Source organism: Paenibacillus sp. FSL P4-0338, from assembly GCF_038002365.1.
Taxonomy (GTDB): Bacteria; Bacillota; Bacilli; order Paenibacillales; family Paenibacillaceae; genus Paenibacillus_AQ.
Genome location: NZ_JBBOCG010000001.1, coordinates 2,928,048 through 2,953,296, shown reverse-complemented (window position 1 = coordinate 2,953,296; position 25,249 = coordinate 2,928,048). Strand labels below are relative to the sequence as shown.

Annotated in this window: 22 protein-coding genes; 10 read left to right on the top strand and 12 right to left on the bottom strand. The window is 52.6% G+C overall.

Going from position 1 to position 25,249, the window contains the following annotated elements:
* Positions 1-38 precede the first annotated feature (38 nt).
* Complete coding sequence (locus tag MKZ07_RS13155) at positions 39-821, bottom strand: helix-turn-helix transcriptional regulator (protein WP_084649030.1); 783 nt, start codon at positions 819-821, stop codon at positions 39-41.
* Between the two features lie 355 nt (positions 822-1,176).
* Here MKZ07_RS13155 and MKZ07_RS13150 point away from each other — a divergent pair, with 355 nt between their 5' ends.
* Positions 1,177-1,824 (top strand): FusB/FusC family EF-G-binding protein, encoded by a 648-nt coding sequence (locus MKZ07_RS13150; protein ID WP_036698669.1) that lies wholly within the window; start codon positions 1,177-1,179, stop codon positions 1,822-1,824.
* Positions 1,825-1,909: 85 nt separating this feature from the next.
* Here the strand turns inward: MKZ07_RS13150 and MKZ07_RS13145 are convergent, their stop codons facing one another.
* Positions 1,910-2,896 carry a hypothetical protein gene (locus MKZ07_RS13145; RefSeq protein WP_341026072.1) on the bottom strand — a complete coding sequence of 329 codons (987 nt, stop codon included), beginning with the start codon at positions 2,894-2,896 and terminating at the stop codon, positions 1,910-1,912.
* Positions 2,874-3,794 carry an AraC family transcriptional regulator gene (locus MKZ07_RS13140; protein WP_036698664.1) on the bottom strand — a complete coding sequence of 307 codons (921 nt, stop codon included), beginning with the start codon at positions 3,792-3,794 and terminating at the stop codon, positions 2,874-2,876. The genes MKZ07_RS13145 and MKZ07_RS13140 overlap by 23 nt, the downstream gene beginning before the upstream one ends.
* A 155-nt stretch (positions 3,795-3,949) precedes the next feature.
* On the opposite strand from MKZ07_RS13140, the gene MKZ07_RS13135 reads away from it, so the two are divergent.
* From MKZ07_RS13135 to MKZ07_RS13115, 5 genes are read left to right on the top strand one after another with little or no spacing between them, the layout of a single operon-like run.
* Positions 3,950-4,192, top strand: a complete 243-nt coding sequence (locus tag MKZ07_RS13135; protein WP_036698660.1) for an acyl carrier protein — start codon at positions 3,950-3,952, stop codon at positions 4,190-4,192.
* Positions 4,189-5,529, top strand: a complete 1,341-nt coding sequence (locus MKZ07_RS13130) for a hypothetical protein (protein ID WP_036698657.1) — start codon at positions 4,189-4,191, stop codon at positions 5,527-5,529. Before MKZ07_RS13135 ends, MKZ07_RS13130 begins: the two co-directional genes overlap by 4 nt.
* 16 nt (positions 5,530-5,545) lie before the next feature.
* Positions 5,546-6,667 carry a hypothetical protein gene (locus tag MKZ07_RS13125; protein WP_036698654.1) on the top strand — a complete coding sequence of 374 codons (1,122 nt, stop codon included), beginning with the start codon at positions 5,546-5,548 and terminating at the stop codon, positions 6,665-6,667.
* Positions 6,667-7,860 (top strand): radical SAM/SPASM domain-containing protein, encoded by a 1,194-nt coding sequence (locus tag MKZ07_RS13120; RefSeq protein WP_036698653.1) that lies wholly within the window; start codon positions 6,667-6,669, stop codon positions 7,858-7,860. Before MKZ07_RS13125 ends, MKZ07_RS13120 begins: the two co-directional genes overlap by 1 nt.
* A complete protein-coding gene (locus MKZ07_RS13115) occupies positions 7,857-8,864 on the top strand; it encodes a Gfo/Idh/MocA family protein (RefSeq protein WP_051493885.1) in 1,008 nt (335 codons plus the stop codon). The genes MKZ07_RS13120 and MKZ07_RS13115 overlap by 4 nt, the downstream gene beginning before the upstream one ends.
* 80 nt (positions 8,865-8,944) lie before the next feature.
* Here MKZ07_RS13115 and MKZ07_RS13110 read toward each other — a convergent pair whose 3' ends face one another.
* Complete coding sequence (locus MKZ07_RS13110; protein ID WP_083677737.1) at positions 8,945-9,658, bottom strand: DsbA family oxidoreductase; 714 nt, start codon at positions 9,656-9,658, stop codon at positions 8,945-8,947.
* A gap of 7 nt (positions 9,659-9,665) precedes the next feature.
* Positions 9,666-10,637: an NADP-dependent oxidoreductase gene (locus MKZ07_RS13105; protein WP_341027980.1), complete on the bottom strand. Its 972-nt coding sequence runs from the start codon at positions 10,635-10,637 to the stop codon at positions 9,666-9,668.
* A gap of 167 nt (positions 10,638-10,804) precedes the next feature.
* On the opposite strand from MKZ07_RS13105, the gene MKZ07_RS13100 reads away from it, so the two are divergent.
* Complete coding sequence (locus MKZ07_RS13100; RefSeq protein ID WP_143804214.1) at positions 10,805-11,092, top strand: hypothetical protein; 288 nt, start codon at positions 10,805-10,807, stop codon at positions 11,090-11,092.
* Positions 11,093-11,199: 107 nt separating this feature from the next.
* On the opposite strand, the gene MKZ07_RS13095 is transcribed toward MKZ07_RS13100, so the two are convergent.
* A complete protein-coding gene (locus tag MKZ07_RS13095; RefSeq protein WP_036698647.1) occupies positions 11,200-11,988 on the bottom strand; it encodes a nucleotidyltransferase domain-containing protein in 789 nt (262 codons plus the stop codon).
* 83 nt (positions 11,989-12,071) lie between these two features.
* The gene (locus MKZ07_RS13090) at positions 12,072-13,418 is read right to left on the bottom strand and encodes an MFS transporter (RefSeq protein WP_341026067.1); all 1,347 of its coding nucleotides are present in this window, start codon (positions 13,416-13,418) and stop codon (positions 12,072-12,074) included.
* A 173-nt stretch (positions 13,419-13,591) separates the two neighbouring features.
* On the opposite strand from MKZ07_RS13090, the gene MKZ07_RS13085 reads away from it, so the two are divergent.
* Positions 13,592-14,809, top strand: a complete 1,218-nt coding sequence (locus MKZ07_RS13085; RefSeq protein ID WP_036698645.1) for a helix-turn-helix domain-containing protein — start codon at positions 13,592-13,594, stop codon at positions 14,807-14,809.
* Positions 14,810-15,080: 271 nt separating this feature from the next.
* Here the strand turns inward: MKZ07_RS13085 and MKZ07_RS13080 are convergent, their stop codons facing one another.
* The 5 genes from MKZ07_RS13080 to MKZ07_RS13060 all read right to left on the bottom strand — a co-directional run bounded on the left by MKZ07_RS13080 (position 15,081) and on the right by MKZ07_RS13060 (position 22,245).
* A complete protein-coding gene (locus tag MKZ07_RS13080; RefSeq protein ID WP_036698643.1) occupies positions 15,081-16,835 on the bottom strand; it encodes an ABC transporter substrate-binding protein in 1,755 nt (584 codons plus the stop codon).
* 78 nt (positions 16,836-16,913) lie between these two features.
* The gene (locus MKZ07_RS13075; protein WP_051478569.1) at positions 16,914-17,813 is read right to left on the bottom strand and encodes a carbohydrate ABC transporter permease; all 900 of its coding nucleotides are present in this window, start codon (positions 17,811-17,813) and stop codon (positions 16,914-16,916) included.
* Between the two features lie 12 nt (positions 17,814-17,825).
* A complete protein-coding gene (locus MKZ07_RS13070) occupies positions 17,826-18,782 on the bottom strand; it encodes an ABC transporter permease (RefSeq protein WP_036698640.1) in 957 nt (318 codons plus the stop codon).
* Positions 18,783-18,869: 87 nt separating this feature from the next.
* Entirely contained in the window at positions 18,870-20,462 is a 1,593-nt protein-coding gene (locus tag MKZ07_RS13065; protein WP_036698638.1) for a response regulator transcription factor, read from the bottom strand.
* Positions 20,455-22,245, bottom strand: a complete 1,791-nt coding sequence (locus tag MKZ07_RS13060) for a sensor histidine kinase (protein WP_084649029.1) — start codon at positions 22,243-22,245, stop codon at positions 20,455-20,457. The genes MKZ07_RS13065 and MKZ07_RS13060 overlap by 8 nt, the downstream gene beginning before the upstream one ends.
* Positions 22,246-22,489: 244 nt before the next feature.
* Between MKZ07_RS13060 and MKZ07_RS13055 the strand changes: the two genes are divergently transcribed.
* Together MKZ07_RS13055 and MKZ07_RS13050 are read left to right on the top strand one after the other, a co-directional pair.
* The gene (locus MKZ07_RS13055) at positions 22,490-24,382 is read left to right on the top strand and encodes a cache domain-containing sensor histidine kinase (protein WP_036698636.1); all 1,893 of its coding nucleotides are present in this window, start codon (positions 22,490-22,492) and stop codon (positions 24,380-24,382) included.
* On the top strand, positions 24,379-25,215 hold the full coding sequence (locus tag MKZ07_RS13050; RefSeq protein ID WP_036698635.1) for a response regulator transcription factor: 837 nt from the start codon (positions 24,379-24,381) through the stop codon (positions 25,213-25,215). The genes MKZ07_RS13055 and MKZ07_RS13050 overlap by 4 nt, the downstream gene beginning before the upstream one ends.
* Positions 25,216-25,249: the final 34 nt, after the last annotated feature.

The window sequence follows — 25,249 nt, the reverse complement described above, 5'->3', positions numbered from 1 at the left end:
GGGAACTTTTGCTATACAATAGCTCCACCATGCCGCCGTCATCCCTTCAGAGCCGATGACGGCGGATATCCCTTCAGGCTCTTGAACACATTGCTGAAATACGCCACATCGTGATACCCGCAATGCTCAGCCACCTCCGATACATTGAAGCCCCCCGCAGACAGAATCATTTCGGCGTTGTTCACCCGGATCTTGTTCAGGAACTCCTTGCAGGTGTACCCCGTATTCTGCTTGAATAGCTTGCCGAGATAGACCGGACTCAGTCCGATGCCTTCCGCCAGATCCCTGATCGTAACCTCCTCCGAATAGTGATCCATGATATAGGCCATTACCTTATGGATTCGCGGATCAAGCAGCGGGGCCTCCTGATGATAGGCAATGTTAAGCAGACGATAGATAATCAGCTGAAAAATCGCCCGGGCCTTCATCCGGAAGAGCGGCTGTGAGCCCATCCAGATATGCGAGAACTCCCTGATATCCTCCAGGATTTCTTTGGTCATCCAGCCCCTGGTTACGGCCGCAAACGGCAGATGTACCGGATTGTCCGCTCCTTCCCAAAAGAAGTTGAATGCATAGGAATGGATAGGTGCCTCTGCGAACGTATGGGCTTCCCGGATACTGCCGGAAGGGACGTAGAGAATATCACCGGCTTCCACCGGGAACTGCTCCCCGTTAATGGAATAGACCGCTTTGCCTTCCACAATGAACGTCAGATCATGGAAATCGATAGGGCTGCTGACAATCTCCCACTCTGCAAAAGATCTGCGGTCCACGAACAGCACGATGTTCGGCACAAGCGGTTCGTATGTATGAATGTCCATACCGGACCTTCCTCCTCACTGCTGTAACGCTGATGCACACCACATTATTTTACCACCGGGCTTATGCTCTGCACACCTGTCATATCATAGTACCTTGAGAATCATTCAGGGAAATGGAATTGTTCCGTCCGTATTTTCCTGCTATACTTTTGACAAGTTAGTTTGATAGGGGGTTACACGGATGGCTACGAATTGCTCATTAGCTAGGCAGTCCTCATGCAGAGCCTGATCCGGGGCGATACTTTGCGTGGGGTGCGGCAGGACAATCTTGATCGCCCAAACAGATATTATCGTTTCTAATCGCAGGCTCTGCACCTTATTGCTGTAATCAATCATAATAAGGGGCTGAAGAGCTGTGAAACCAACATTTATTAGAAACCATCAATATAATTATATTAAGAAACAAGCAGATTTTGTGCTGAAAACACTTCGTTCGGTAGCGGACCGCCGTGTCCTGGAGACTGTAAGATACAGCGCCGAGCTCAACGTGACGGGGGCCTTTGCTTCACTGACCGAGGGTCAGGAGCAGATGCTGCGGGCAATCTCCACCTTCGAGAAGGCCGAGGACTTCCAGCAGTATACCAGCGGGCTGGAGCCTTATCTGGAGCCGTTTCCGCCGATTACGCTGAAGCAGATTCAGAAGCTGTTTCCCAAGAATAAAAAGATGAAGCTGCCTGACCTGCAGTCATTTGATTTCCGCTATGTCACGTATCTGGCCTGGATGGACATCGCAGCGAACAAGCTGTTCATCGTCTATCCGCATGAAGGGCAGTTCATTGGTGTGGAAGGCCGGATGCTGCCGTTGCACAAGAAGGGCTACTGCCTGTTCTGCAACCGGCAGCAGGAGCTAGCCTTTCTGAACGTCAAGACCAAGCCGGAGCTTGCGGCGGCAGATAATCTTGCTTCCGTGGGCCAGTACGTATGTATGGATAGTCAGGGCTGCAATCAGAGCATTACGGATATAGGTGCGCTGGAGCGGTTCATCCTCTCGGTGCGCAAATAGCAGAATAAATAGTTAGTTTAACAAAAGCAGAGCAGCGGTTCCCGGTTGGGGACCGCTGCTCTGTTTGTTGTATATTGTAGAGAATCTATCTGCTAGGTTGCGTCATCCTCGTCAAATCTGCCAGCTCCTCCAAAAGCTGCTCCTCCAGGCGGATGATCTCACACATATTCCTGTGAAGCTTCACCCGCGCGGCGGGCTTGTTACCCGAGCACATCCCCTTAATCATGAACTGATTCACCAGATCCCACTTCTCGCCTGCCTTACGGTAGCCTTCAGCTGCCCGGGAGAGAGCAGGCGCCGGACCTTCGCGCTCAAGCAGCTGCAGGAACTGGCTGAACCGGATTCGGCTGATCGGCAGGGCGTTGGCATAGATTTTGAAGGCCGAACTGGCTGCAGCAGTGTTATCAGGCTGTATCCCGGTCTCCAGATAGGCCTGGGCATATGCCCTGAGCTGGACACCCACCTGATCTGGACGAATCTGAGGGGCTGGGCTGGCAAGCACCTCTTGAAGGATCGTCTGCCAATCTGAGCAGGAGCGGGAGGTTTCGCACCGCCCGAATAAAGCATAGAAATGACAGGCTCCTTCAAGGATGCTGAAATCCACTACCTCAAGTTCCCTTCCATAGTAAGCATCGGTCAGATAGATCAGGTTCTTCTCCCGGTCCAGACCTACGGCAAGACAAGCATGGCTCGTATGCAGACTGCAGTAGGCTACACACCAGGGACAGTCATAGGAATCGAAGCCGACCAGCACCGGCATGCCTGAGGACAGCTGATTCTCCAGTAAGTCAAGCATGTAGCTTCGATCCATCGCCGGTTCAGTCCGTTCGATATAACTGAAGGTAAGGCCATGGTACGCAGACAGGTAGCTGGTATTGATCCGGGGCAGACGTATCCGCTCAATCAGCGGCTGGTCCGGGGCTTGCGGCTCATCCAGGGACATCTGCCAGGCATCGCCGTACATGCCTTTGCTGTCCAGGCCCTGCCACTGCGCTACAGACTGGATGCAGTCATCAATACAGCTGCGCAGCTTAGGGTATGGGGTACTCTTAACAGGAGCAATGTTCAACACTGCTCATCATCTCCTTCGCCGAGCAGAAGTGGCTGTGCAGCCGGTCGCGATAAGAAGCGGGAGTCATGCCGCTGAATTCGCGGAAGAGCCGGTAGAAATATTTCATGTCGTAAATGCCTACCTCAAGGGCCACGGACTGCACGCCAAGCTTCGTGAACAGGAGCAGGATGCAGCTGTATTTCATCCGGATTTCCTGGTAGATCTGGATGTAAGATCTGCCGGTCTTATTCTTGAGCAGACGCTGGAACTGGCGGGAGCTCATCGCAAGCTGGCGGCTCATTTCATTCAGCGTGATCCGCTCACTATAGTTACTGATCATATATAGGAGGACATCATGCAGCGGGTCATACTGAAGGACCGGGCGTTCTTCGAAGGGAAGGTCTGCTGCGGTCATAATCAGCTTCGCCAGCTCCAGCAGCGGCGGGTATAGCCGCTGCTCATCTATGAGCAGGCCAGAGTTCAGCATCCCGTGCAGCCGGCCGAGCAGGAAGAGGATTTCCTTGTTCTTCTCCATGTATCCGAACCAATGCTGAACCTCCAGAAGCTTCAGCAGCGGCAAGAGGACCTCTTCGGACAAAGTCCCGGGCAGCTCTCTAAGCACCTTGTCAAGTCCGGGCCTGAGCATACAATTCAGGATCAGCAGCGGCTCGGTACCGCTCAGATCCTGCGGATGAAAGACATGGGACACCCCCGGCGGAATCACCAGCACATCCCCCTGCGTCACCTGCATTTTATCCTCACCAGCCAGATGAATGCCTGTCCCTTGAACCACGTAGGCCAGCTCTACGAAGTCGTGCTGATGACGTACGGAAGTGACCGTTTTTTGAGTCAGGAGCATTTGAACGGGTGAACAGGAGTCGAATACATAATCCCCCCTGAATACCGGAAAAGCTTCCATAAACAAACCTCCGTTTCCTGTTTCCTTATGTTGGCAACTGGAATCCATCCTAGTATATCTCAATATTTTGGCGTATTCAACCATATATTAACAACTTAAAATTTGGTATATTCATGCTATTCATTCCAATTATGCAACCTGAAAGGGGTAGACACATGCAGCATAAAGTCATTGAGATTATCGCCGAAATCAAGGAGGAACCAGGCCTGCTTCAGACGCTCAGCGGAGCTTCTGACCTGACCCTGGACGCCGCACTTGACTCCCTGCAGATCATTAATTTTATTCTGAGAGTCGAGGATGAATTCAATATAGAGGTAGATTTCGACACCTTTGATCTGGAGCACCTGAAATCAGTGGACCGGTTCTCCGCTTATGTCGCCGGGCTTGCCGTACAATGAGGAATGCTGTGCACTGCGGCAGCCTGGAGTCGGAGCGGTACTGGCGGGAGGAGGATCTGGCCTCCTTGCCGGCCATTCCCGATGCGAAGGCGCTGGCTATCGTGCAGGCGATGGATGAAATGCTGTTTGTCTTTTGCGGGAGCGGCGATGTTCTCTTAACCCGCCAGGGGATGAACCGGGCACAATATGACTATCTGCAATCGCTCGGTTATGCATTCAGCACCAATATGGATACGCTCAGTCTGGAGGCGAAGGAATCTGTTCCCGCACAGGCGGCGCTGAATGTATTTGAACTGCTGGGCCGGATGGACGCCGGGCAGGAACCGGACCGCTTAATACCGGAAGGAGCGCTGCTGGAGCCCTTCGCCGTGCTTCCCGGGACACAGGAGGCGGTTAGCCGGTACAAGCTTTTGCCTACGTTGCCTAATGAAGATATTGTACGGGCAGTGAATACCAAGAGCTATTCAACGGCGATGCGGGACCGGCTGGGGCTGCCGAATATTGCGTTAGTGGTCAACAGTATGGAGGAGCTGCTGCAATCGGGACAAGCGCTGCTGGAGAAGGGAGCTTTTCTGATCAAGGACGAGTATGGGGTATCCGGTAAAGGGAATCAGCTGGTGGATTCAGAGCGTATGCTGCGCCGGATGGCCGGGCATCTGGAGTCGAGCCGCAATCAGGGGAAAAGAATCCGGTTTGTCCTTGAGCCTCTGCTGGACCGGGAGACAGACTTCTCCTGCCAGTTTCAGATTGAACCGGAAGGCCGGATCAACCTGTTGTCTGTTCAGCAGCTGGTGAACCAGGGCTTCGCTTTTGGAGAATCTCACTCCCCGCAGCCGTCTCTGCTGGACAAGCTGGACAAGGAAGGCTACTGGGAGACCATGCGCAGCATAGGACGGGAGCTGTACTCTGACGGATATTACGGTGAGGTGTGTGTCGATTCGATGCTGCTGCGTGACGGAAGTCTGGCGCCTCTGGTAGAGATCAATGCCCGCAAGTCGATGAGTCTGATTAAGCATTATGTGGACCGCCGGTTCAAGCAGGAGGGTATGCACACCTGCCTGATACAGGTGCCGCTGGCAGCTATGGGCAAGGTTCATTATGAGGAGCTGCTGGAGAGGATGGAGGCAACCGGGATTTTATTCTCGCTGGAGACGGGGGAAGGTGTGATGCCCTTGACCTCTAGCGCGCTCCAGCCGCTGGACCCCGCCCGTACTGCCGGTTCCGTGAAGGGCAAGCTGTATGCGGCCCTGACTTACCGGAGTGAAGACAGCAAGCACATGCTTATCCGTACGCTGGACGAGTCTCTCGTGCGCACGGGCTATACTATCCTGCGATAAAGAAAGGAACCCTCCAATGAATAACACCGTGACGATTCTATGCTCAGGCTTTGGCCTGGGCTTCTATGTCCCTGGTCTGCTGCTGGAACGCAAGTTAACCGCGCTGGGCCTTCAGGCGGAGATTGAGGTGTTCGAGACCTTAATGCCTGAGCACAAAAAAGAACAGACAGACAACAGCCGCAGGGCATACCAGCATAGCTTCGCCGTTGCCCTGACTTCACAAAAAATACCGTCCGATATCAGAAGCAGCCTTGATCCCGCAGCCGTTGAGCATTTGCTGCAGCAATGGAAGCAGGAGGAACGGCAGCACTTCATCGTCTTGTCCGGGCACTGGGTGCATGTCATGGACCAGTACCGTGAGCTGGCGGGGGTAAGCGTGTATGCTGACCTGCTGTATATTGACGCTGACCTGTCGCCATCGTGGAAGAATCTGCGCAAGCTGAATCCGGCTTACGCGGAAGGCTACCGTGAAGTAAGCCTGTATGATCCCGGGAAGCAGGAGATTCTGTTCAGCATCGATGCCGGATCTGGGGAAGCACTGCCTGCTGCGGCGAGAAACGGGCGGCTGGTCGTTCATGGGGGCGGCTGGGGGATCGGAACCTTCCGCGAGAAATTTGACGCGCTGGAGTCGGCGGGGTTCGAGCTGGATATTGCCGCTTACAGCACTCAGGAGATCGGCGGGCCTGTCCGAGGCAGACGTTATTATATGAATGATCCGCAGTGGAGGACCTGGACGAAGGACGGCAGCGGGCAGTATACCTTCCCGCCATTTGCAGAGGTAACCGGTAACCGGACGGAGCGTTTCCCGCCCTGCAAGAGCTACGGGGAGGGGATGTACGGAGTCATCCGGCAGGCGTCCGCTGTCATCAGCAAGCCGGGCGGCGGCGCTTTGATAGATTCCCTGGCTTCGGGTACACCGCTTGTGCTGCTCGACCCCTTCGGCCCGCATGAGAAGATCAACAGTAATCTGTGGGTCGGGCTTGGTTACGGCATCACTTACGGGGAGTGGGCCGCGTCAGGATATGATGATGATAAACTGCGCAAGCTGGCGAATAATCTCAGAGCCGCTAGAGCTCAATACCCGGACTATGCGGCAAGCTATGCCGGACAATTATCCACAGCAGGAGGGAGAAGCTAATGCAACCTACCAGTAGAGTGAGCCTGGACGCTAAGTCCTTCGAGGCTTTGAAGCGTACGATTCGAAATGTCGTGGTACCGCATAGAGAGCGCAAGCTTGATCCGGGCTTCCGGACCGTAATGCCGGAGATTATGTCCCTCAAGCTGACCAACCGCTGTAATCTGCGGTGCAAGCATTGCTATCAATGGAATGAAGATGGCTACCATCATGATATGGATACCGCCGAGCAGAATCTGGATATGGATCTGGGAATGATCCAGAGGCTGCTGGAGGAGACGGACGAAGCGCAGTCCCGCCTGTATTTATGGGGAGGGGAGCCGCTGTTTCACCGGCAGGCCAAGGAGATTCTGGAGCTGCTGAAGGAGCATCCCCGGGACACGACCATCTGCACCAATGCCTATATGATCCCGAAGTTTGAAGAGGAGCTGTGCGCGATCTCCGACAACCTGGAGCTGCTGATTCCAATCGAGGGCTTCCAGGAGGAGCATGATTTCCTGCGCGGCAAAGGGTCCTTTCAGAAGGTGGTCCAATGTGTCGAACGGCTGCTGGAGCTGCGCGAGCAGGGCCGCTTCCGGGGCCGGATCTCTGTGCACAATGTCATTAATGATAATATGATCGGCCGATTGTATGAGCTGGTGGAGTTTTTTGAGCGCAAGGGTGTAGATCTGGTTCTGCTCTGCTTCCCCTGGTATATCTCGGAAGACACCAGTCTTGCGATGGACCGCTTCTACGATGAACACTTCCAGTGGCTGGCCGAGCTTCCGCCGGATCACCGGAGCAGCTGGCATGCGTTCAAATACCATATTAAGCCGGAGAATATCACCAGATTGACCGAAGACCTGAAGCGGATCAACAGCAACACTTGGCGCAATACCCGAATCCGCTATCAGCCGGGGCTGGACTTTGATGAGATTGAGGATTTCGTGGCCGGGAAGCCGATGCTGTCCCGCAGTACCTCCAAATGTCTGGCGCTCAGCACCCGGGTGGATATTGCCCCGAACGGGATGGTGAGTGCGTGTAAATTTTTTGGCGAGCTGGCCATTGGCAATGTGGAAGAGCAGACGCTGACAGACATATGGAATTCTGCGCGTTACGACCGGCTGCGGCGGATTCTGGATGAAGGCTTATCCCCCGCCTGTTCCAAATGTAATGTGCTGTACTTGAACACCTATGCTGCGCTGGCTCAGGTATGAGCAGTATGGTAGAGCAGGTAACCTATAAGCTAGGCATTCTGGGCGCCTCGAATATTGCGGTTCCAGCAATGCTGGAACCGGCACGGATAGTGGACAAGGTGAAGATTACGGCGATTGCCAACCGTACCTTGGCGAAAGCAGAGGCCATGGCCGAGGCGTACCAGATTCCCTATGTGGCTGGTAGTCTGGAGGAGCTGCTGGAGCTTGATGGGCTGGATGGAGTGTATATTGCGCTCAGCAATGAGTTACATGCTCAGTGGGCGATCCGGGCCTTGAATGCGGGCAAACATGTCTTGGTGGAAAAGCCGATCTGTCTCCATCCTGAAGAAGCGGAGCAGTTAAGGCTGGCGAAGAACAACCCTGCTGCTCCGAAGCTCGCCGAGGGGATGATGATTGCCTGTCACCCATGGCAGCAGACGCTGAAGGGCATCGTCGATTCGGGCGAGTTCGGCGCGCTGCGCAGGATCAGCACCCGGATCTCCATTCCTGCCAAGAACGGGCATGCCGGGAATTACCGGAGTGTCAAGGGGAAGGGCGGAGGTGTTTTTGCCGATCTGGGCTGCTATTGGCTGCAGTTCGTGCAGACCCTTGCCGGTCTTCAGCCGGAGGAGATCCTGGCGCAGTCGGCCTTTGACGGGCCGGATGGCTGCGACTGGACCTTTCAGGCAGCGCTGCAATACAAGAACGGGCTGAGGGCCGAGTGCCTCACTTCCTTCGAGCTGCCATACCGGGCCTCGCACACCCTGTATTTCGACCAAACGGTGCTGACGGTTCCGGATTTCTTCCGGCCGATCAAAGGGTTCTACAAGCTCAAAATCCGGCATGATCTGCCGGACAACCGCACCACCCTATGTGAATTCGAACCGCTGAACTATTATGTGGGCCAGCTGGAGGCTTTTGCGGCGATCATGAGCGGGCAACAAGCCGAGGGTCTGGGCGCTACCTGGGAACGGGTGCAGCTGCAAGCCCGGATCATGGCCGGGGCTCAGCGGTGCCGGGTTTAGCTGTGAAGCAGACCGACGATGACCGAAACAAACGCCACAGCAGCGCCCCCCTAACCGGAGAGTCGCTGCTAGTGGCATGATTACCTGATAGGACAGGAGCCATCCAGACATCCGGGGCTGGTGGCGGATTCGGTATTATCATCGGATACAGTCTCCACCTTGGACCATGCCTGATCCAGCACCTCTTTGAATACTGATTGATCCCGGGCACCCGATATGGAATATGTTTCATTAAACAGAAAATACGGCATTCCCCGTACGGAGGCAAGGCGGCTATCTTTTTCATCCTTATGCACTTCTGTTGTGTATTGGTTACTCTCCAGGACCGCCAGTGATTTCGTCCCATCCAGACCCGCTTCTGCTGCCAGTAAGGCAAGGGTACTAGGGTCGTTTATGTTGAGTCCTTCTGTAAAATAGGCTTTGAAGATACGTTCCGAGAGTGCATAAGCTTTCCCATGGGCGGCCGCATAATGTGTTAGGCGGTGTGCGTTAAAGGTGTTTGCCGGGATGGTCTGATCAAATCGATAATCGAGGCCTGTCATTCTTGCCATATCAGTAACCTGCATATAGGCATGCTTTGCCTGGGAGACACTCATCCCTGCATGTTTGGAAGCCGTTTCGTAAATCGATTCTCCTGCGTGCGGATAATAGCCAGTCACCATTTCAAAGCTGTGGAGCACGATTTCTACCTCATTTTTATAATCAAACTGTTCCAAGGCGGCTTCAAACTTTTTTTTCCCAATATAGCAAAACGGACAAGTATAATCGAACCATATTTCTACTCTTATCTTCATCTCACCCTCATTTCTTAATCACGATTTTCCCGCGTTTAGGCTGCATCTCACTTTTACGGTATGCCTGGTATAGGCCTTGGGCGGTAAATGGGTATATTTCATCTACATGAATGCGCAATTTCTCATCCTGTATATTACGGATTATAGTCTCCAGATCGGCACGGTTAGGTCTTGTTTGAAAAAAAACCGAGTCTATGTCCCGGACCTTTGGAGTTTGTCCAATCCCAAAGGCAACGATTGAAATATATTTTGCTCCATTCTTCAGAACAGCATAGCTTTCATTTCCAGTATCTCCTGGCAATCCTGTTTCAAATGTGGATGGGTCCGCGATGGTATCCAAAACGATATCTACAGGCTCGGAAATTTTGTTTACGAATTCATCTGTTGTATAATCAATTACTTCATCCGCACCTAATTCCATGACGAATGGACGATTGGAATCCCTCGCCGTCGTAATTACATACGCTCCGTGTTGCTTCGCTAATTGAATTGCGGCATGCCCTACGCCCCCTGCGCCTCCATGAATAAGAATACGCTGACCCTGCTGAAGTCTGCCATGCTCAACCAGGGCTTGCCAGGCCGTCAATGTAACCGTAGGTATGGCTCCAGCCTCTTCGAAGGAAAGACTCTCCGGGATAACAGCAAGGTGATCCTCTTCTACAGCTACATAATCCATGTAAGAACCAGTGGGGACCATCCCCATCACACGGTCACCTGGTTTGAGATGCTGCACCAATGTGCCAACTTCCTTTACAATACCCGCCACATCGAAACCAAGAATATACGGAAACTGGACTTGAAACATTGCCCCCATCGGACCCTGCTCAATTGCACCTGAGCGTAAATGAGCATCTCCAGGATTTATGGATGAGGCGTGCATCTCCACGAGTACCTGGGTGTCTTTAATTACAGGAACAGACACTTCCTGCTCCTCCAACGATTCAGGAATTCCGAAGCCGGTTAAAGCTATTGCTTTCATTGTTATATCCATTCCTTCCTTTTTAAATAAGTAGTCACAAGTTGTTTAGGCAACACTTGTTTGATATGATATTAGTACGATATTCCCATGAATACAACCAGCAGATATTCACGAAACGTATGTTAAGCAACAGATTATGAAATTTGATGCTTTAAAATAAATTTGCTTTGCTGGAAGAAATTACAGCTCTGGCCTTTGACAACATGATCCCTGAACAAATGGTTGCCGCACAAGTTGATAGTACAATGAAGCGGACTTTACATCGGAGCATTGAATCTCTTTTGAGAAGAAGCGGGGATTCGGTCCATGCAGCTATCAACGCGGCCATGATAAGTGCGGCCATTTACAATGCTGCTTACTACTGGTATGAGACAAACGAGGATGATAATATTGAGCAGCTCACTATTGCGGTTATCCATTTCATTAATCACGGCTTACAAATGAAGAGCTCCTGAATCTGGGCCGAGGCGCAGCAGCGCCGGGTCTATCTGTGAAGCAAACCCGCCAATAGTCTAAACACACAAGCAGCGACTTCCGGTACCGGAGAGCCGCTGCTTGTGTGTTATCGGTTCTGCAACGAAGGCGGCTGCTCTGTCCAGGAGCGTTCGTTGTTCAGCACATATATTCCCAGCGCCTGCTCGAAGGAAAGGCCGTGATTATAGAATGTCAGCATCTTCGCGGCGAAGCGTACACTCTTATCTGCGCTGGGCGACTGCAGCAGCTCTGTTGCCAGCGTACGGAAATTCTTCGGCTGGGCTTCCGCAGCACCGACGGCATCCAGCAGCCCCTTGTGGCTTGGAAAAAGCATGCGGTTATAAGCCAGGATCATTCTTCCGCTGAAGAAGACCAGATTGCTGGCAGTATGGGCGAGCAGGTAGGCGTCGTCCTTCCGGGTTGCCTCTTTGGCGAAATACAGCCCGAATAGATAGATCTGGGCGCAAAAGTCCTGCAAATTGCGCTCGCGGTTCTCCTCAGGATAGACGGGAATCCGGGCCACCAGCTCATCCAGCTCCGGGATTCTGGAGAAGAGCACCTCTGCACCAGTAAAAGCATACCTTGTCGGCTCATTGGCCTGCCGGGCTGCAAGCTCCAGAAACCGCCGGTTAATTACCTTGATATCGGCGTATCCGCCTTCATAGGTGCTGACTTCGCGGTCCACATAGGAGAGCCTGTCGTTCCGCTCATATTCCGCATAGGCTTCATCGGTGAAGACCAGATGGACATCCACATCCGAGGTCTCGCTGGCGGTTCCCTTGGCTACTGATCCACTGGTGATTGCCGCCAGACAAGAAGGGTCTTGCTCCAGCTTCTCCGCCAGCTTCTCCAGTGTCTGTCTGTGGTGCGCGTACATATTGCGTTCAGCCTCCTTGAATGAATTCTGCTGTGTTAAGCGTATCAATAGGAAAGCTTGCCAGCTATGGTCAATTCAGACATTCAGGCTCCCGCCTGCTCTGTCTTCCCCTGAGTCGCCTGCTGCTCTGCGGCACCGCTGCGGATGAGGCTTCTCCGTCCGGCGAGGGTGACCGCCAGAATAGCTGCACCGGAGACGAGCAGAATGAGTGAGCCGGGAAGCCGGTCGAGGAGGACTCCATAGAGCAGCATTCCGAGCGGAGCGATGGAACCGGCGGTGCCCTCTACCAGACCGAATACGCGTCCACGGTACTTTTCCTCGGTAGTCTGCTGCAGATAGACCTGAACCGGAATGTTAATGACCATAATCATGACGCCGATAAGGATCAGCAGCGGCAGGAAGAGAAGGAAGGTGGCATTCGGGGTGAAATCAAGCAGCAGCGGCACTGCCAGCGCGAGGAATAACACTCCCAGTGCGCTTAAGCCTCCGAGGATCGGCTTCACTGGACTCTTGCTCTGGGGAAGTACAGCAAGCAGCAGCGACATCAGAAGTACGCCTGCCGCCAGCATCGCTTCGAGAACTCCATATTGCTTCGAGGAGAGTCCGAGTGTCTGTACTGCAACGTAGGGCAGCACAACATTCAGGGCGACGACGAAGAAATTAATCCAGAACACAATCCCCATCAGGGAGCGGAGGACCGGACGGCGGATCACATAAGCGAAGCCTTCCTTCAGATTCGTGCGGACCCCGTTAACAGCAGTGCCCAGACGTTCGCGGAGCGGCTGGGGGCCTGCGGCTTTGGCAGGTTCACCGGCAGCTTGAAGCCGTGGAGTCGGCATGTATCTCAGCATGCAGCCCATCACGGTCGAAACGGTGAAACCTGCTGCGTTCAGCAGCATGAAATCCTGAAGGGGAAGGAAGGCATACAGAAGACCGGCGAGAATTGGAGCCAGCAGGTGGCCAGCCGATCCGGCAATCTGATTCAGTGATCCGGCCCGCTGGACGGAGCCGCTGTCTACAAGCATCATCATCGAGGAAGAGACTGAAATACTATAGAAGGTAGAGCAGATAGATAATAGAATGAGCGACAGATAGATAGTCCATAGGAACAATCCCTCCAGCGAGACGAACAGAAAGGCTAGGGACATAATTAGGGCACTGGCCAGGTCCGAGCCGATCAGCAGTCTGCGGCGGTTAACTTTGTCGGCGAGCACACCGGCGAAGGGGGACAGCAGGATTCCGGGCAGCAGCCCGCAGAGCAGTGTAACGGCGAAGCTGCTCCCTGAGCCAGTCTCGTTCAGAATGTACAGACCGGCTACGAAGGTATACATACTGGAGCCGAGAACAGAGATCAGCTTGCTGCCGAAGAAGAGGAATATGTTACGGTTAGTCGCTGCCTTATCATGGGTTGCGGATGTTATTTGAGACATAATAGCACTCCCCTAGTCAAAAGTTAAATTTAATTAAACTTATTGTATGAGTAAAAGTTCAGGAATGCAATAAAAAGTTTAATTCAATTTAACTTTACCGTATTTCCAGCTTTCTCTTAGGGTATAGGTAAGCTATACTGAAAAGAAAAGCATCCTGGAAAGTTGGCAAGCAGATGACCACCAAACAAACTATCGGAGAGAAAGTCAAGCAATTGCGCAAGTCTAAGGGACTTACGCAGACGGACCTTGCCGGAGACCATATGACCAAGAGCATGCTGAGCCAAATCGAGAATGGACGCGCCTTGCCCTCGATGAACAGCCTGCAAGTTCTGGCCGGCCGGCTGGGAGTTGACCCGGGCTACTTCCTCGAAGGCGAGGAGGAGGCTGAGCTGGCTCCGCTTGTCCGGGAGATGGAGGCCAAGTTCAAGGCGAAGAATTACAGGGAGGTCATCCAGCGGCTCCAGCCGCTCACGGAGCGTATGCTTCCGATGACGATTGACGCTGCGCGTCTGCTGGAGTTCTATGTAAGCTCCCTTTTCTATACAGGAGACGGAGGCGGAGAAGCGGAGCTGGAGCGGGCAGCGCTAATCTATGAACGCTTCGGCTTATTCGTGGAGCGGGCGAAGGTGCAGTATATTTCCTATGCCCTAAATTTCGCACAGAGCAGGTACGCTGAAGGGCTGGAGCTGATCCGCCGGGTCCGCAAGGAGTACGAGGCTAACAAGGTGGGGAATGATTTTATCTTTGAAATCGATCTTCATTATGCCGAGAGCGTTAGCTTGTCTGCCCTGGGGAATTATGCGGGAAGCCGTGAAGTTACATTGGCGGCGCTTCAGGTGTCGCGGGAAGAGGGGATCTACTATATGACGGATCATCTCTACCGGGTGCTCGGGATTCTGGCGCTGACCGAAGGAGAGACCTTGGCGGCAGAGGAGGCCTTGAAGAAGGCCAGAGCATTCGCAGAATTCACCGAATCTCAGGATTCACTGAAGCTGGTGTTGATCGGAGAGATCAGACTCGCGGTAGCTAAGGGAGAGTACAGTAAGGTTCTTGCGCTGGCAGAGCAGTATCCGCAGGAGGATGAACAGTACGCGCCAAGCGTTCAGCTCATGTCCGGCATCGCCTGGTATCATCTTGGGCAGGACGATGAAGCGCTGATCTGCCTGTCCAAGGCCGAGCCGGGTGATCAGGTCTACCACCCGCTTGACCGCGGCAACCTGTTGACAGCTTTTGCTTACCGGGCACAGATCTGTATGCGCCGGGGTATGAAGGAGGAAGCACTGCGGCTGTCCCAGTTCGCCTATGATCAGGTGAAGGAATACCCGCCTTCCATATACACCGAAATGATCAACAAAACTTACCGCGAGCTGCATAACAAACTATCCTTATAGCGCAGCAAAAAACACCCGTGCGATTTTCCCGCACGGGTGTCCTTCTGCAATGAAATATAGGTGGAACTATAAATCCTCAGATAAAGGAGGGAGCGACGGAGGAGATTTTGAAACTGTAGGAGCGCTAGCGCCCGCCTTTGTTTCCGGATTTCTACCGCTTAGAGCGGCATAAATCAAGAAATTTGGAAACAACAGCGGCCGGAAGTCCAAAATCTCCGCAGTGGCGACTGCTCCTTTATCTGTGCATTTAAGCTCAAGCTATCTGAATAGCTTATTTGCTGCTCCACAGCTCCACACGGTCCTGCACATACTTCGTATAGCCAGCTTCCATTTTCTTAACGCCGGCTTTTTCCAGATCGGCCATGTAATCATCCCAGATTTTATCGAATTCAGCCGGTTTGGCCAGAATCGCCTGCGGGATGCGCTTCCACGTAATATCCTTCATTTTATTGCCCAAGATGGAGACTTCATCCTCGCCAGGGATAGCAATGTTCCAGGCAGCGCCGTATGCTTTTTCCTTGAATTCTTCCTCTTTCGGGAACAGATCCTTCCAAGTCGTAGCTTTGTAGGCTGCCAGCGTCTCTTTCTCAACATCGCTATAGCCCAGCACCAGCTGCTCAGGGAAGTTCTTAGTGTAGTAGTTGCCCGTGGAATCCTTGGCACCGTCACCATAGTGAACCATCATGTTCCAGTAGAAGCCAATGCCTGTTTCCTTCGTGAAGGCGGTATTATCGTTGTTGATGCGGTCCTGGACTTCCTGCGGAACTACGCGTTTGCCGTTCTCCACTTTATAGTGCTTGCCTTCAATTCCCCAGTTGTTCAGGATCTGACCTTCATCGGAGGCCAGGAAATCCAGGAACTTGATCGTCCGGACCGGATCGGGGTTGGTTGTGGAGATGGAGATACCGTAGCCGCCCATGAAGCCGGTAGGCCAGAAGCTGGTTTCCTTGAATTCATCCGTCAGTGTGACCGGATAGTGTCCGTAAGTCTGATCGAATTTGCCGGCCGTTTTGAGGGCTTGCTGCGCGTCATTGTAGTCCCAGTCCTGGTCAATCAGGCCGAGCACGCGTCCAGTGGCTACTTTGGCTTTATACTGGTCGTATTTCTGCACGAAGCTTTCTTTGTCAAGCAGGCCGATATCATTCATGTGGTTCAGCCAGCGGAAATATTCCTTTTCTTCCGGACGGCGGAAGTGGTAGATCGCTTCGTGAGTCTCCTGATCGACGTAATATTCACCATCATCGGAGCCGCCGGTAGTGGCTACCGCAGGGTTAGTAACGGAAATGTACATATGCCAGTCGTCTGCGTTCAGGGAGACACCGATGTTCTTGTTGCCGTTCTCATCGGTAGGGTGCTTATCCAGATACGCCTTAATGACATTTTCATAATCCTTGACCGTCTTAATCTCAGGGTATCCGGCTTCCTTCAGTACGCGGTGCTGCAGCTCGAAGCCGCCGCCCGCTACGAATTTCTTCTCATCCACCGCTGCCCAGGTCGGGATTGCGTAGATCGATTGGTCTTCGTTCGTATACTTGGCCCGGGCGAGATTATCACCGAGCACGCGCTTGATGTTAGGGGCATGCTTATCGATCAGATCGGTCAGATCCAGGACCGCGCCGGCATCCACCAGCTTGCCGATATCACCTTTAGCCGAGATAATGTCGGGATATTCACCGCCTGCTGCAATCAGGGCAATCTTCTGCTGCGGATCACCGACAGCGAATTCGGCATCGAGGGTGACGCCGGTTTTTTGCGTAATGACAGTGCTGACCTCATCCTTCATATTGTTCCAGTTCGGATTGGGGTCTTCCGCGAAGAAGGATAGTGTCAGGGGACTTAAGTCCTCAGCCGCAGCCGTAGCCTCAGCCGTTGCCGTGGCATTGCCGCTGTTCGTCGCCTTGGCCCCGGTATTCTCAGCCGTATTCTTGTTGCCGTTATTATTGCCACCGCCGCAGCCTGCCAGCACACTGAGCAGCAAGGTCAGCACCATCAGCGCCACATACGGTTTCGCCGTCTTTCTTGTCATGAATAGATACCCTCCCTTTGTCTGGTGAAAATCATATTGTATTCACAGGCGTCAGCCTGAAGATACCGCTTTAGCAGATTAGCTTTTAACCGAACCCAGCGTCATGCCTTTGACGAAATAGCGCTGCAGGAACGGATAGACAATCAGAATGGGAACGGTAACGACAATAGTGATCGCCATTTTGACTGATTCCGGGGAGATCTGGGCCATGACCTCAGTCATATTGCGCCCGCGGAAATTATCCGCATTGGTCGTGGTGCTCTGAATGACCTTCATCAGCTCGAATTGCAGCGTGGTCAGCGAGTCCTTCGAGCCGTTATACAGATAGGTGTCAATCCACGCATTCCACTGGCCGACGGCCAGGAACAGGGCGATGGTTGCCAAGGCTGGCTTGGTCAGCGGCAGAATAACACGCCAGTAGATGGTGAAGTCATTGGCTCCGTCCAGCTTGGCGGATTCCTGCAGGGCGTACGGCAGACCGTCGATGAAGGAGCGGATCACGAACACATTGAAGGCGCTCACCAGACCGGGCAGGACATACACGCCGAAGGTGCCCATCATATGCAGATCCTTGATCAGAATGTAAAAGGGAATCAGACCTCCCGATACATACATCGTCAGTGCCAGGAAGGTGGAGACGAACTTACGGGCCTGGAAGTCTACCCGGCTTAAGGTGAAGGCCAGCATGGACGCACTGACCAGTCCGAGCAGAGTCCCGATAATCGTCCGCAGCACCGAAATTTTGAACCCGGTAATCAGGCCGGAGAAGGCGAAGATCGTCTCATAATTCTTGAAGGTGAACACCCGGGGGTAGATCGTAATCCCGCCCTTGATGCTGTCCGTCGAGTCATTGAAGGAGATCGCCAGCACGTTCAGAAAAGGGTACAGCGTAGCAACAGTTACTACCGTAATCGCCAGATAGACAACCAAATCGAAGATGCGGTCCGACCAGGAGGCCGCAGCCAGTTTTTTAATCATGAGCAGGGCCTCCTATATGATGCTTTCCTTGGTTATTTTTTTGAAGATGCCGTTGGCAGTAAAGAGCAGAATCACACTCACCACGGAGTTGAAAATATTAATTGCCGTCCCGAAGGAGAATCGTCCCATCCCCAGCCCGTAATTCAGGGCATACAGGTCGAGGGTCTGCGAGTAGTCACGCACCAGATTGTTGCCGAGCAGGAACTGCTTCTCGAACCCGATGCTGGTGAGATGGCCAATCGAGATAATGAGCAGGATCACGATGGTGGTCCGGATGCCCGGAAAAGTGATATGACGCACCTGCTGGAGCCGGCTGGCCCCGTCCACCCTGGCTGCCTCGTACAGCTCCGGCCCGATGCCCGAGATGGCGGCGAGATAGATAATGGTATTCCAGCCCGTCTCCTTCCACACATCCGATGCGGTGACAATGCCCCAGAACAGATTGCCTTTGGCCATGAACTGAATCGGTTCACTGATGATATGAAGGCCCATTAGCAGGTCATTGACTGCGCCGTTGTCTGTGGAGAGCATCTTGGTAATGATCCCGGCAGCAACCACCCAGGACACAAAGTGCGGCAGATACGACACCGTCTGAACGAAGCGCTTCAGCACCTGCAGCCGTACCTCATTCAGCAGAATAGCGAAGATAATCGGAATGATAAAGCCTGCCAGCAGTCCCATGATACTCATGGCCAGCGTATTGCGCAGGGCGTTGAAGAATTGCTCATCCTGGAACAGCTCCCGGAAGTACTGGAGGCCGACCCATTTTTGCTCGAAAAAGGATTTGCCCGGCTTATACTTCTGGAAGGCCATCATCCACCCCCATAACGGAAGATAGCTGAAGACAAAGGCCCAGAGGACAAAAGGAACAGCCATCATATAGAGGTATTTCTGCTGCCGGAATTTCCCCCAGAAGCTGGAGGAGGATTTCTTCGGCTCCGGCTTCATCGCGGTGGTAATCGCTTTCATTTATGTCCCTCCTTCGATATAGCTTTATCATAATCTGCCGCCTGGCCGGGAAACACCCGAAGATTTAAGTGTAAAAACAGGGGGAAATCAGTCCTTTTCGTAAGCGCTTTCTGAAAAAGCGTTCTCAGGCTCCTTTCTCCGGTAAGCGGAGGGGGAAATGCCTGTGATTTTTTTGAACTTCTCGCGGAAATAATCGACATCGCTGAAGCCGACACTGCTGGCTGCCTGATGGATTTTGCAGCCCTGGTCCAGCAGCTCCTTGGCCTTCTCAATGCGGATCGTATCCAGATAAGTATTGAAGGAGCAGCCCATGGTGTTCTTGAACAGCTTCCCAAGATACGCACTGCTATAGGTGAACACATCGGCCAGCGTCTCCAGCTTCAGATTCTCGTCATAGTGCCGGTGGATCAGATCGACCATCCGCTTCATCAGGACATCTATATCATCGCGGATAATCCCGGCAGCATATTCCTCCAGCAGACCTGAGATATAGCGCTGGAGCTGGGGGAGGGAGGTATGCCTGTAGATCTGCTGAATCTGCTCCTCCATCCGGCTCTGTGCAGCGCTAAGCTCCTTATAATGAACGGACAGCTTGCCTGACATGGAGGTGACGGCCCGGACATAGTAGGATTTCACCGCCATCTCGGATGAGCCGGCAGCAGCCATGAGGTCCCCTGCTTCCTGGATCAGGGCAGTGATTACACGGAGATTGCCGGTATCCAGGGCAAAATACAGTCGGTCCATTACGGGAGTGAGCCTGCTCTCCGTATCCTGGGGATTCGCAGGCATCCCCTGCTTTAGCTTGAGGGAATCCGGGCCGATCATCCCCGGCTCATCGTAGAAAAAGTGATCCTTCATCCGCGCCAGCGCGGACTGATGAGAGACCTGCAGCTCAGTCAGACTGTCCACCATATCCCCGGCGGTGATGATGCATTCCAGTCCCTCAGCGGCAGCGGCTTCGCGGATCTGCCCGGCCATCCGTTTGCTTACCAGCTCCTTCTGGTACGAGGGCTGCAGCAGCACCCCGAGATAAGAATCGAGCGCGAAAACGATGCCAGAGCGGTTGTCCTCGAAGCTTGAGGTCAGCCGGGACTTGACGCTGCTGGAAGGCCCGTTGTCCGCAGAATCCTGCAGCAGCAGCCGGATCAGCACGATCTGGTAGGAATCCCAGAGCAGCCCCGCTTCCAGCGCCGACTCCATCAGCGCGGGGGCGGGATGCAGACTGCTCTCCATCAGCAGGGATTGCACCAGCATCTCCCGGCTCCAGACCTTAACAGCCTCATGATTCTTGCGGTGCGCCTGCCGCGCATTCAGTACGGTGGACAGGCCGGTAAGATACAGCTGCAATTCCTCCTCATCAACCGGCTTAAGCAGATAGTTATCGATATTGTAAGACAACGCCCGCTTGGCATAACTGAAGTCGGCATAGCCGCTCAATATGAGAATATGCAGCTCCTCATGATCCTCCCGCAGCTCGCCGATCAGCTCCAGCCCATCCTTCCCGGGCATACGGATATCCACAATCATCAGATCCGGGGAATACAGCTTAGCCTTATGCCTGGCTTCAACCGCATTGGCTGCTGTATCTACCACCCGGTAGCCGAGGCTCTCCCAATCCAGCAGAGTGACTAGTCCTTCGCGGATCGACAATTCATCATCAACAATTAACACACTATACATAGGAATCACTCCTTAAAGGGATGGCGAAGCTGATCTGTGTGCCGTATCCGCTCTGGCTGGCCAGAACCAGGCCGCATTCCGGGCCATAGGTCAGCTTCAGCCGCAGATGGATGTTACGCATTCCGATACTGTGGGTCTCATAGTCATCGTTGTTGTCCAGCATCTGCCGCAGCTCTGCGAGCCGGTCAGGTGAGATTCCGGTACCGTTATCGGAGACCTGCACCTTAAGAAGGCCATCCTCCACCCGGATATCTACCCGGACCATTCCGCCGTCGATCCGGTCCTCCAGGCCGTGAATGACACAATTCTCCACCAGCGGCTGAATAATAAGCGGCGGAATCCTTAGGGTATTCGCTGCCGGATCTACGTATAGCTCGTAGGCCAGCCGGTCATTGTAGCGGAATTTCTGGATAACCAGGTAACAGTTCACGGTCTCCAGCTCACTTTGCAGGGTGATTCTGCCTCCGCCGACCTCTAAGTTTTTGCGCATCATCTTGCCCAGCAGCCGGACAACCTGCGCAATATCGGTCTGGCCGCGGGTGTGGGCCTTCATCCGGATAGACTCCAGGGCATTGAACAGGAAATGGGGATTGATCTGGCTGGCCATCATTTTGAATTTGATTTCATTCTGCTTCAGCAGGATGGCATTCTTCTGCTGGTTGGATTCCTGCACCTCGCTCATCAGGTCATTGACATTGCGGACCATGTGGTTGAACTGCCGGGCCAGCTGGCCGATCTCATCTTTGCCGTCGATCACGAGCCGGGCTTCCAGATTGCCGGAGGCAACCTTGGAGATATGCTTGCTGAGATGCAGCATGCGTCCGGTGAGCAGGCGGGAGAAGTAGTAGATTAGGATGATTGCAAGAAATAGGGAGGAGATAATGACGGAAGAAGCCAGGGAAATAATCCGGTTGGGCTCACTCACAATACTCTCTACCGAGAAAATAGAGATAATCCGCAGGCTGTTCAAGCTGCCCTCGGGCTGCCAGTCGTCGATCAGCATTTTGAAGGACTGCCCGTCAATCGTGATATCCGCAGGCCCGTGCCCCGCAAGGGTGGACAGCGGCTTAAGGTTGATTTCGCGCAGCGACTTGCCGAGAGTGCCCGCCCGGTTGGAGGCGACAACGTTGTCATTCTCATCAACGATAAAGGTCTCGAAGCTCTCCTGCTTCAGAATACTGCTGAGCTGATCCGAATTAACATTCACGACCAGTACACCGGTTGTGCGCTGCTTGAGGAAGTCGACCTTGCGGATCAGGCTGAGATAGTACTGGCCGTTCCGGCTGTCAGGAATATAACTCCAGAACGCCAGCCCCTTCTGGGCGAGGGCGAGCTGGTACCACGGCTCCCGGGTAACCGCTTCGTCAGCCTGGAGGAATTCCCAGTTGTTAAGCACCGTCGGGTTGTCGATATACAGCCGGATGCTGGAGACCTCTTTGTACAGGCGGACGAAATCCCGGAAGTCGGGATAATCCCAGTAGGCCTGCACCACATCATAGACCGATTCGTACCGGTGATTCGCGGCCTCCTCCAGCCGGCTGTCATTGGACAGGCGGTAGACGATATCCACCGGAACGTTCAGCATCTCGCTGGTCCGCTTTTTCACACGGTCGACATTCGCCGTAATCTGCTTCAGCGCATTATTCATCGCCATATTCCGCAATTCACTGGTCAGGAACACCCCCACAATAAGCACCGGAATCAGGACAACACTGCCGAAGGAGAGGAAGAGCTTGGTCCTGAGCTTCAGGTTGTTCATGAAGGTGATGATACGGGTATACACGAATGAAATCCCCTCCGTTAGCACATTTGTAATAACGCTTACAATAGAGTATAGCGCGAAACTGTGAGCCAATATATGTCATGAAAATAATTTTTTGATAAACATTATGGAAAGTCCCATCCCCTCCCAATACGCAATATACCTAAAATCCTGCAACCCTGGCTGAACTTTGAAGCCTTATGATGAGGTAACTAATGAAATATAATAATGATATTAGAACAGTTGGAGGAAAAGAGGGCAGGAGATGGCCAGCATCAGGAGCTCGGCAGGGAAGTGGAAAAGGTGGTTTGCTGATTTATCCATTCATATGAAGTTGATCGGGGCGTATATCGTCATTATTCTGGTCCCGGTCATTGTGATCTCCAACTATTTGTTTGCTGGTTTCTATCAGGATACCGTCAATGACATTATTAAGGAGAACCGCTATCAGCTCAAGAACGAGAGACAAGAGATCATGAGCAAGATTGAAGTAATGGAAAAGTCATTCTTTATGCTCATTTCAGACAGGAGTCTGGGGGAGTATGTGACCGCTGAAGAGGAGCCCGGAGTCAAAGAGCTCAAACAATTTCAGGACTACTCGCTGAATTACTTACAGAGCGTGTTGTTTAATAATCCCAATATTGCGAGTGTCCGTTTCTTCGTCAACAATCCGCGGGTCAGTGAGCTATGGCCGATTATTTATCAGGAAGAACGGATTAAGGACAGCCCCATGTACACGAAATTGATGAATCAGAAGGATAATGCCTTATGGGAGATCCAGCCAGAGGATTCTATATTCGAGAATAGCAGTACAATGGTGGACGAACGGTCAAGCTCCATGGTCGCCTTGGCGGTCAGACTTAACCTGCCCAACAAGCAGCACATTGGCATTGTCAAAGTTGAAATGCGGATTGAGGATCTTTTTGACAAGGCGTATAACAACAGCGGGGAACGCGATTCAAGGTTCTTCATTATAGATCAGCAAAGCAAATTGTACACCAACAGTATGGAGCCGCTCCCAGGTTTGAATCAAGCTCAAATCTTGAAGGCTGCCGTTAAGGTTAAGCAGGAAGGCCGGTCATCCTTGCAATTTTCAGCGGGGGGTGAAGATTTCCTGTATCTCCTTGAGCCCATCGACCGCTTACATGTGGATCTGGTTAACGTTATCTCTCTGCAGAGCACCTACTCCAAAATTGACAGCACCAGAAACAGGGTTATTCTGATCATCAGTCTTCTGCTGGTTCTGCTTGCGGTCATTACTTACTGGATTCAATCTATTGTTCTAAAAAAGCTGCATGTACTGAGGGAGTCGATGCAGAAGGTAGGCAAAGGTGACTTTCATGTGGAGATCGATGTGCAGGGCGGTGATGAGATCGGTGAGCTGGCGCGCCACTTCAGGGAGATGCTGGGCACCATCAATGGCTTGATTGCGGAAGCTGTACAGCGCAGCGCTGCCACTAAAGAAGCGGAGCTTCAAGCCTTACGCAATCAGATCGATGCCCATTTCCTGTACAACACCCTGGAGAATTTGAAAATGCTCGCTGAGGTTGAGGGCCAATACACCGTATCGGATGCACTTACTTCACTCGGCAGCATTATGCGTTACAATCTTAGATGGACTGGCGATACCGTGCAGCTGGCAGACGAGTTGAAGCATATTCAGCATTACATCTCGATTATGAACATCCGTTACGATGAGAAGCTTAAGGTTGAGATTCAAGCAGAAGACAGATTCCATGCTCATGAATTATTAAAAATGTCGCTGCAGCCCATCGTTGAGAATGCGTTGAAGCACGGGATGTATTCCGCTCTGATGAGGGGGGACGGGCTGATAATCAATGTGCAAGCGTATGCGGATGATCAATTCTTTTACATAGAGGTAACTGACAACGGGATCGGAATTCCAGCGGATGGGCTACAGCAGTTGAATCACAAGTTGATCATGAGTGACGAAGAATTCAATCAATTAACGCAGGAGACTGCCGGGTATAGCACAGGACATAACGGAATCGGCTTGCGTAATGTGAATCAGCGCATCCGGCTGCATTATGGAGAGGATTATGGAATTTGCATAGAGAGCAGACAGAGAAGTTATACCACAGTGAGGGTGAAGCTACCTTTGTTGACATCAGTTAGAGGAGGAATGCAGAGCCTATGAGACAGCTGCTGATTGTAGATGATGAGAAGAATATCCGGTGCGGGCTACGGGCCATGATTGAGCGGGAGGTTGCAGGGCGCTATGATATCCACTTGGCTTGTGATGCCTTTGAGGCCCTGGACATGATCGCATCAATGAAAATAGAAATTCTGATTACGGACATTCGTATGCCCGAGTTGGATGGAATTGGCTTGATTAAGAAGCTTCAGGAGTTCAGGCCCAGGCCCGCCATTGTAATTGTGAGCGGGTATGATGATTTCTCGTATGCCAGAGCCGCTATCCGCTATGAAGTGAATGAGTACCTGCTTAAGCCGGTCATTCGTGAGGAATTAGCTGAAGTGCTGGAGCGGATTGAAGAGGAGCTTAACGTTTCGGCAAGCAATCTTCACCTGGGCATGGAGCAGTTTCATACGGCCTGTGAGCAAGCGGAAGTTACAGTGGAAGATTCATTTCTGCAGCCTACTCCCGATACCATACCCATACAGAAGGAGAATAAGGGAATAGAGCATGCCCTGCAATACATCCACGACAATTATTCGCATAACATCAACATGATGATGGTTTCAAGCAAAGTGTCTTTTAACTACTCCTACTTCAGCCAGGCTTTCCGGGACTACACCGGAGAGAATTTTGTAAGCTATCTGAAGCGGCTGCGGATCAATAAGGCGAAGGAGCTGCTGCGGGATACGGAGGATAGAATCTATGAAATAGCCGGTAGGTCAGGCTTCGGGAACACCAAGAATTTTAACAGAGTATTCAGAGAAAGCGAAGGCGTAAGCCCGCTGGAGTACCGCAATCAGCAAAAGCTGTTAACCACACTGATGGAGCAATGATCCCATACAACCCCTAATCCGTTGGTCACTTGCA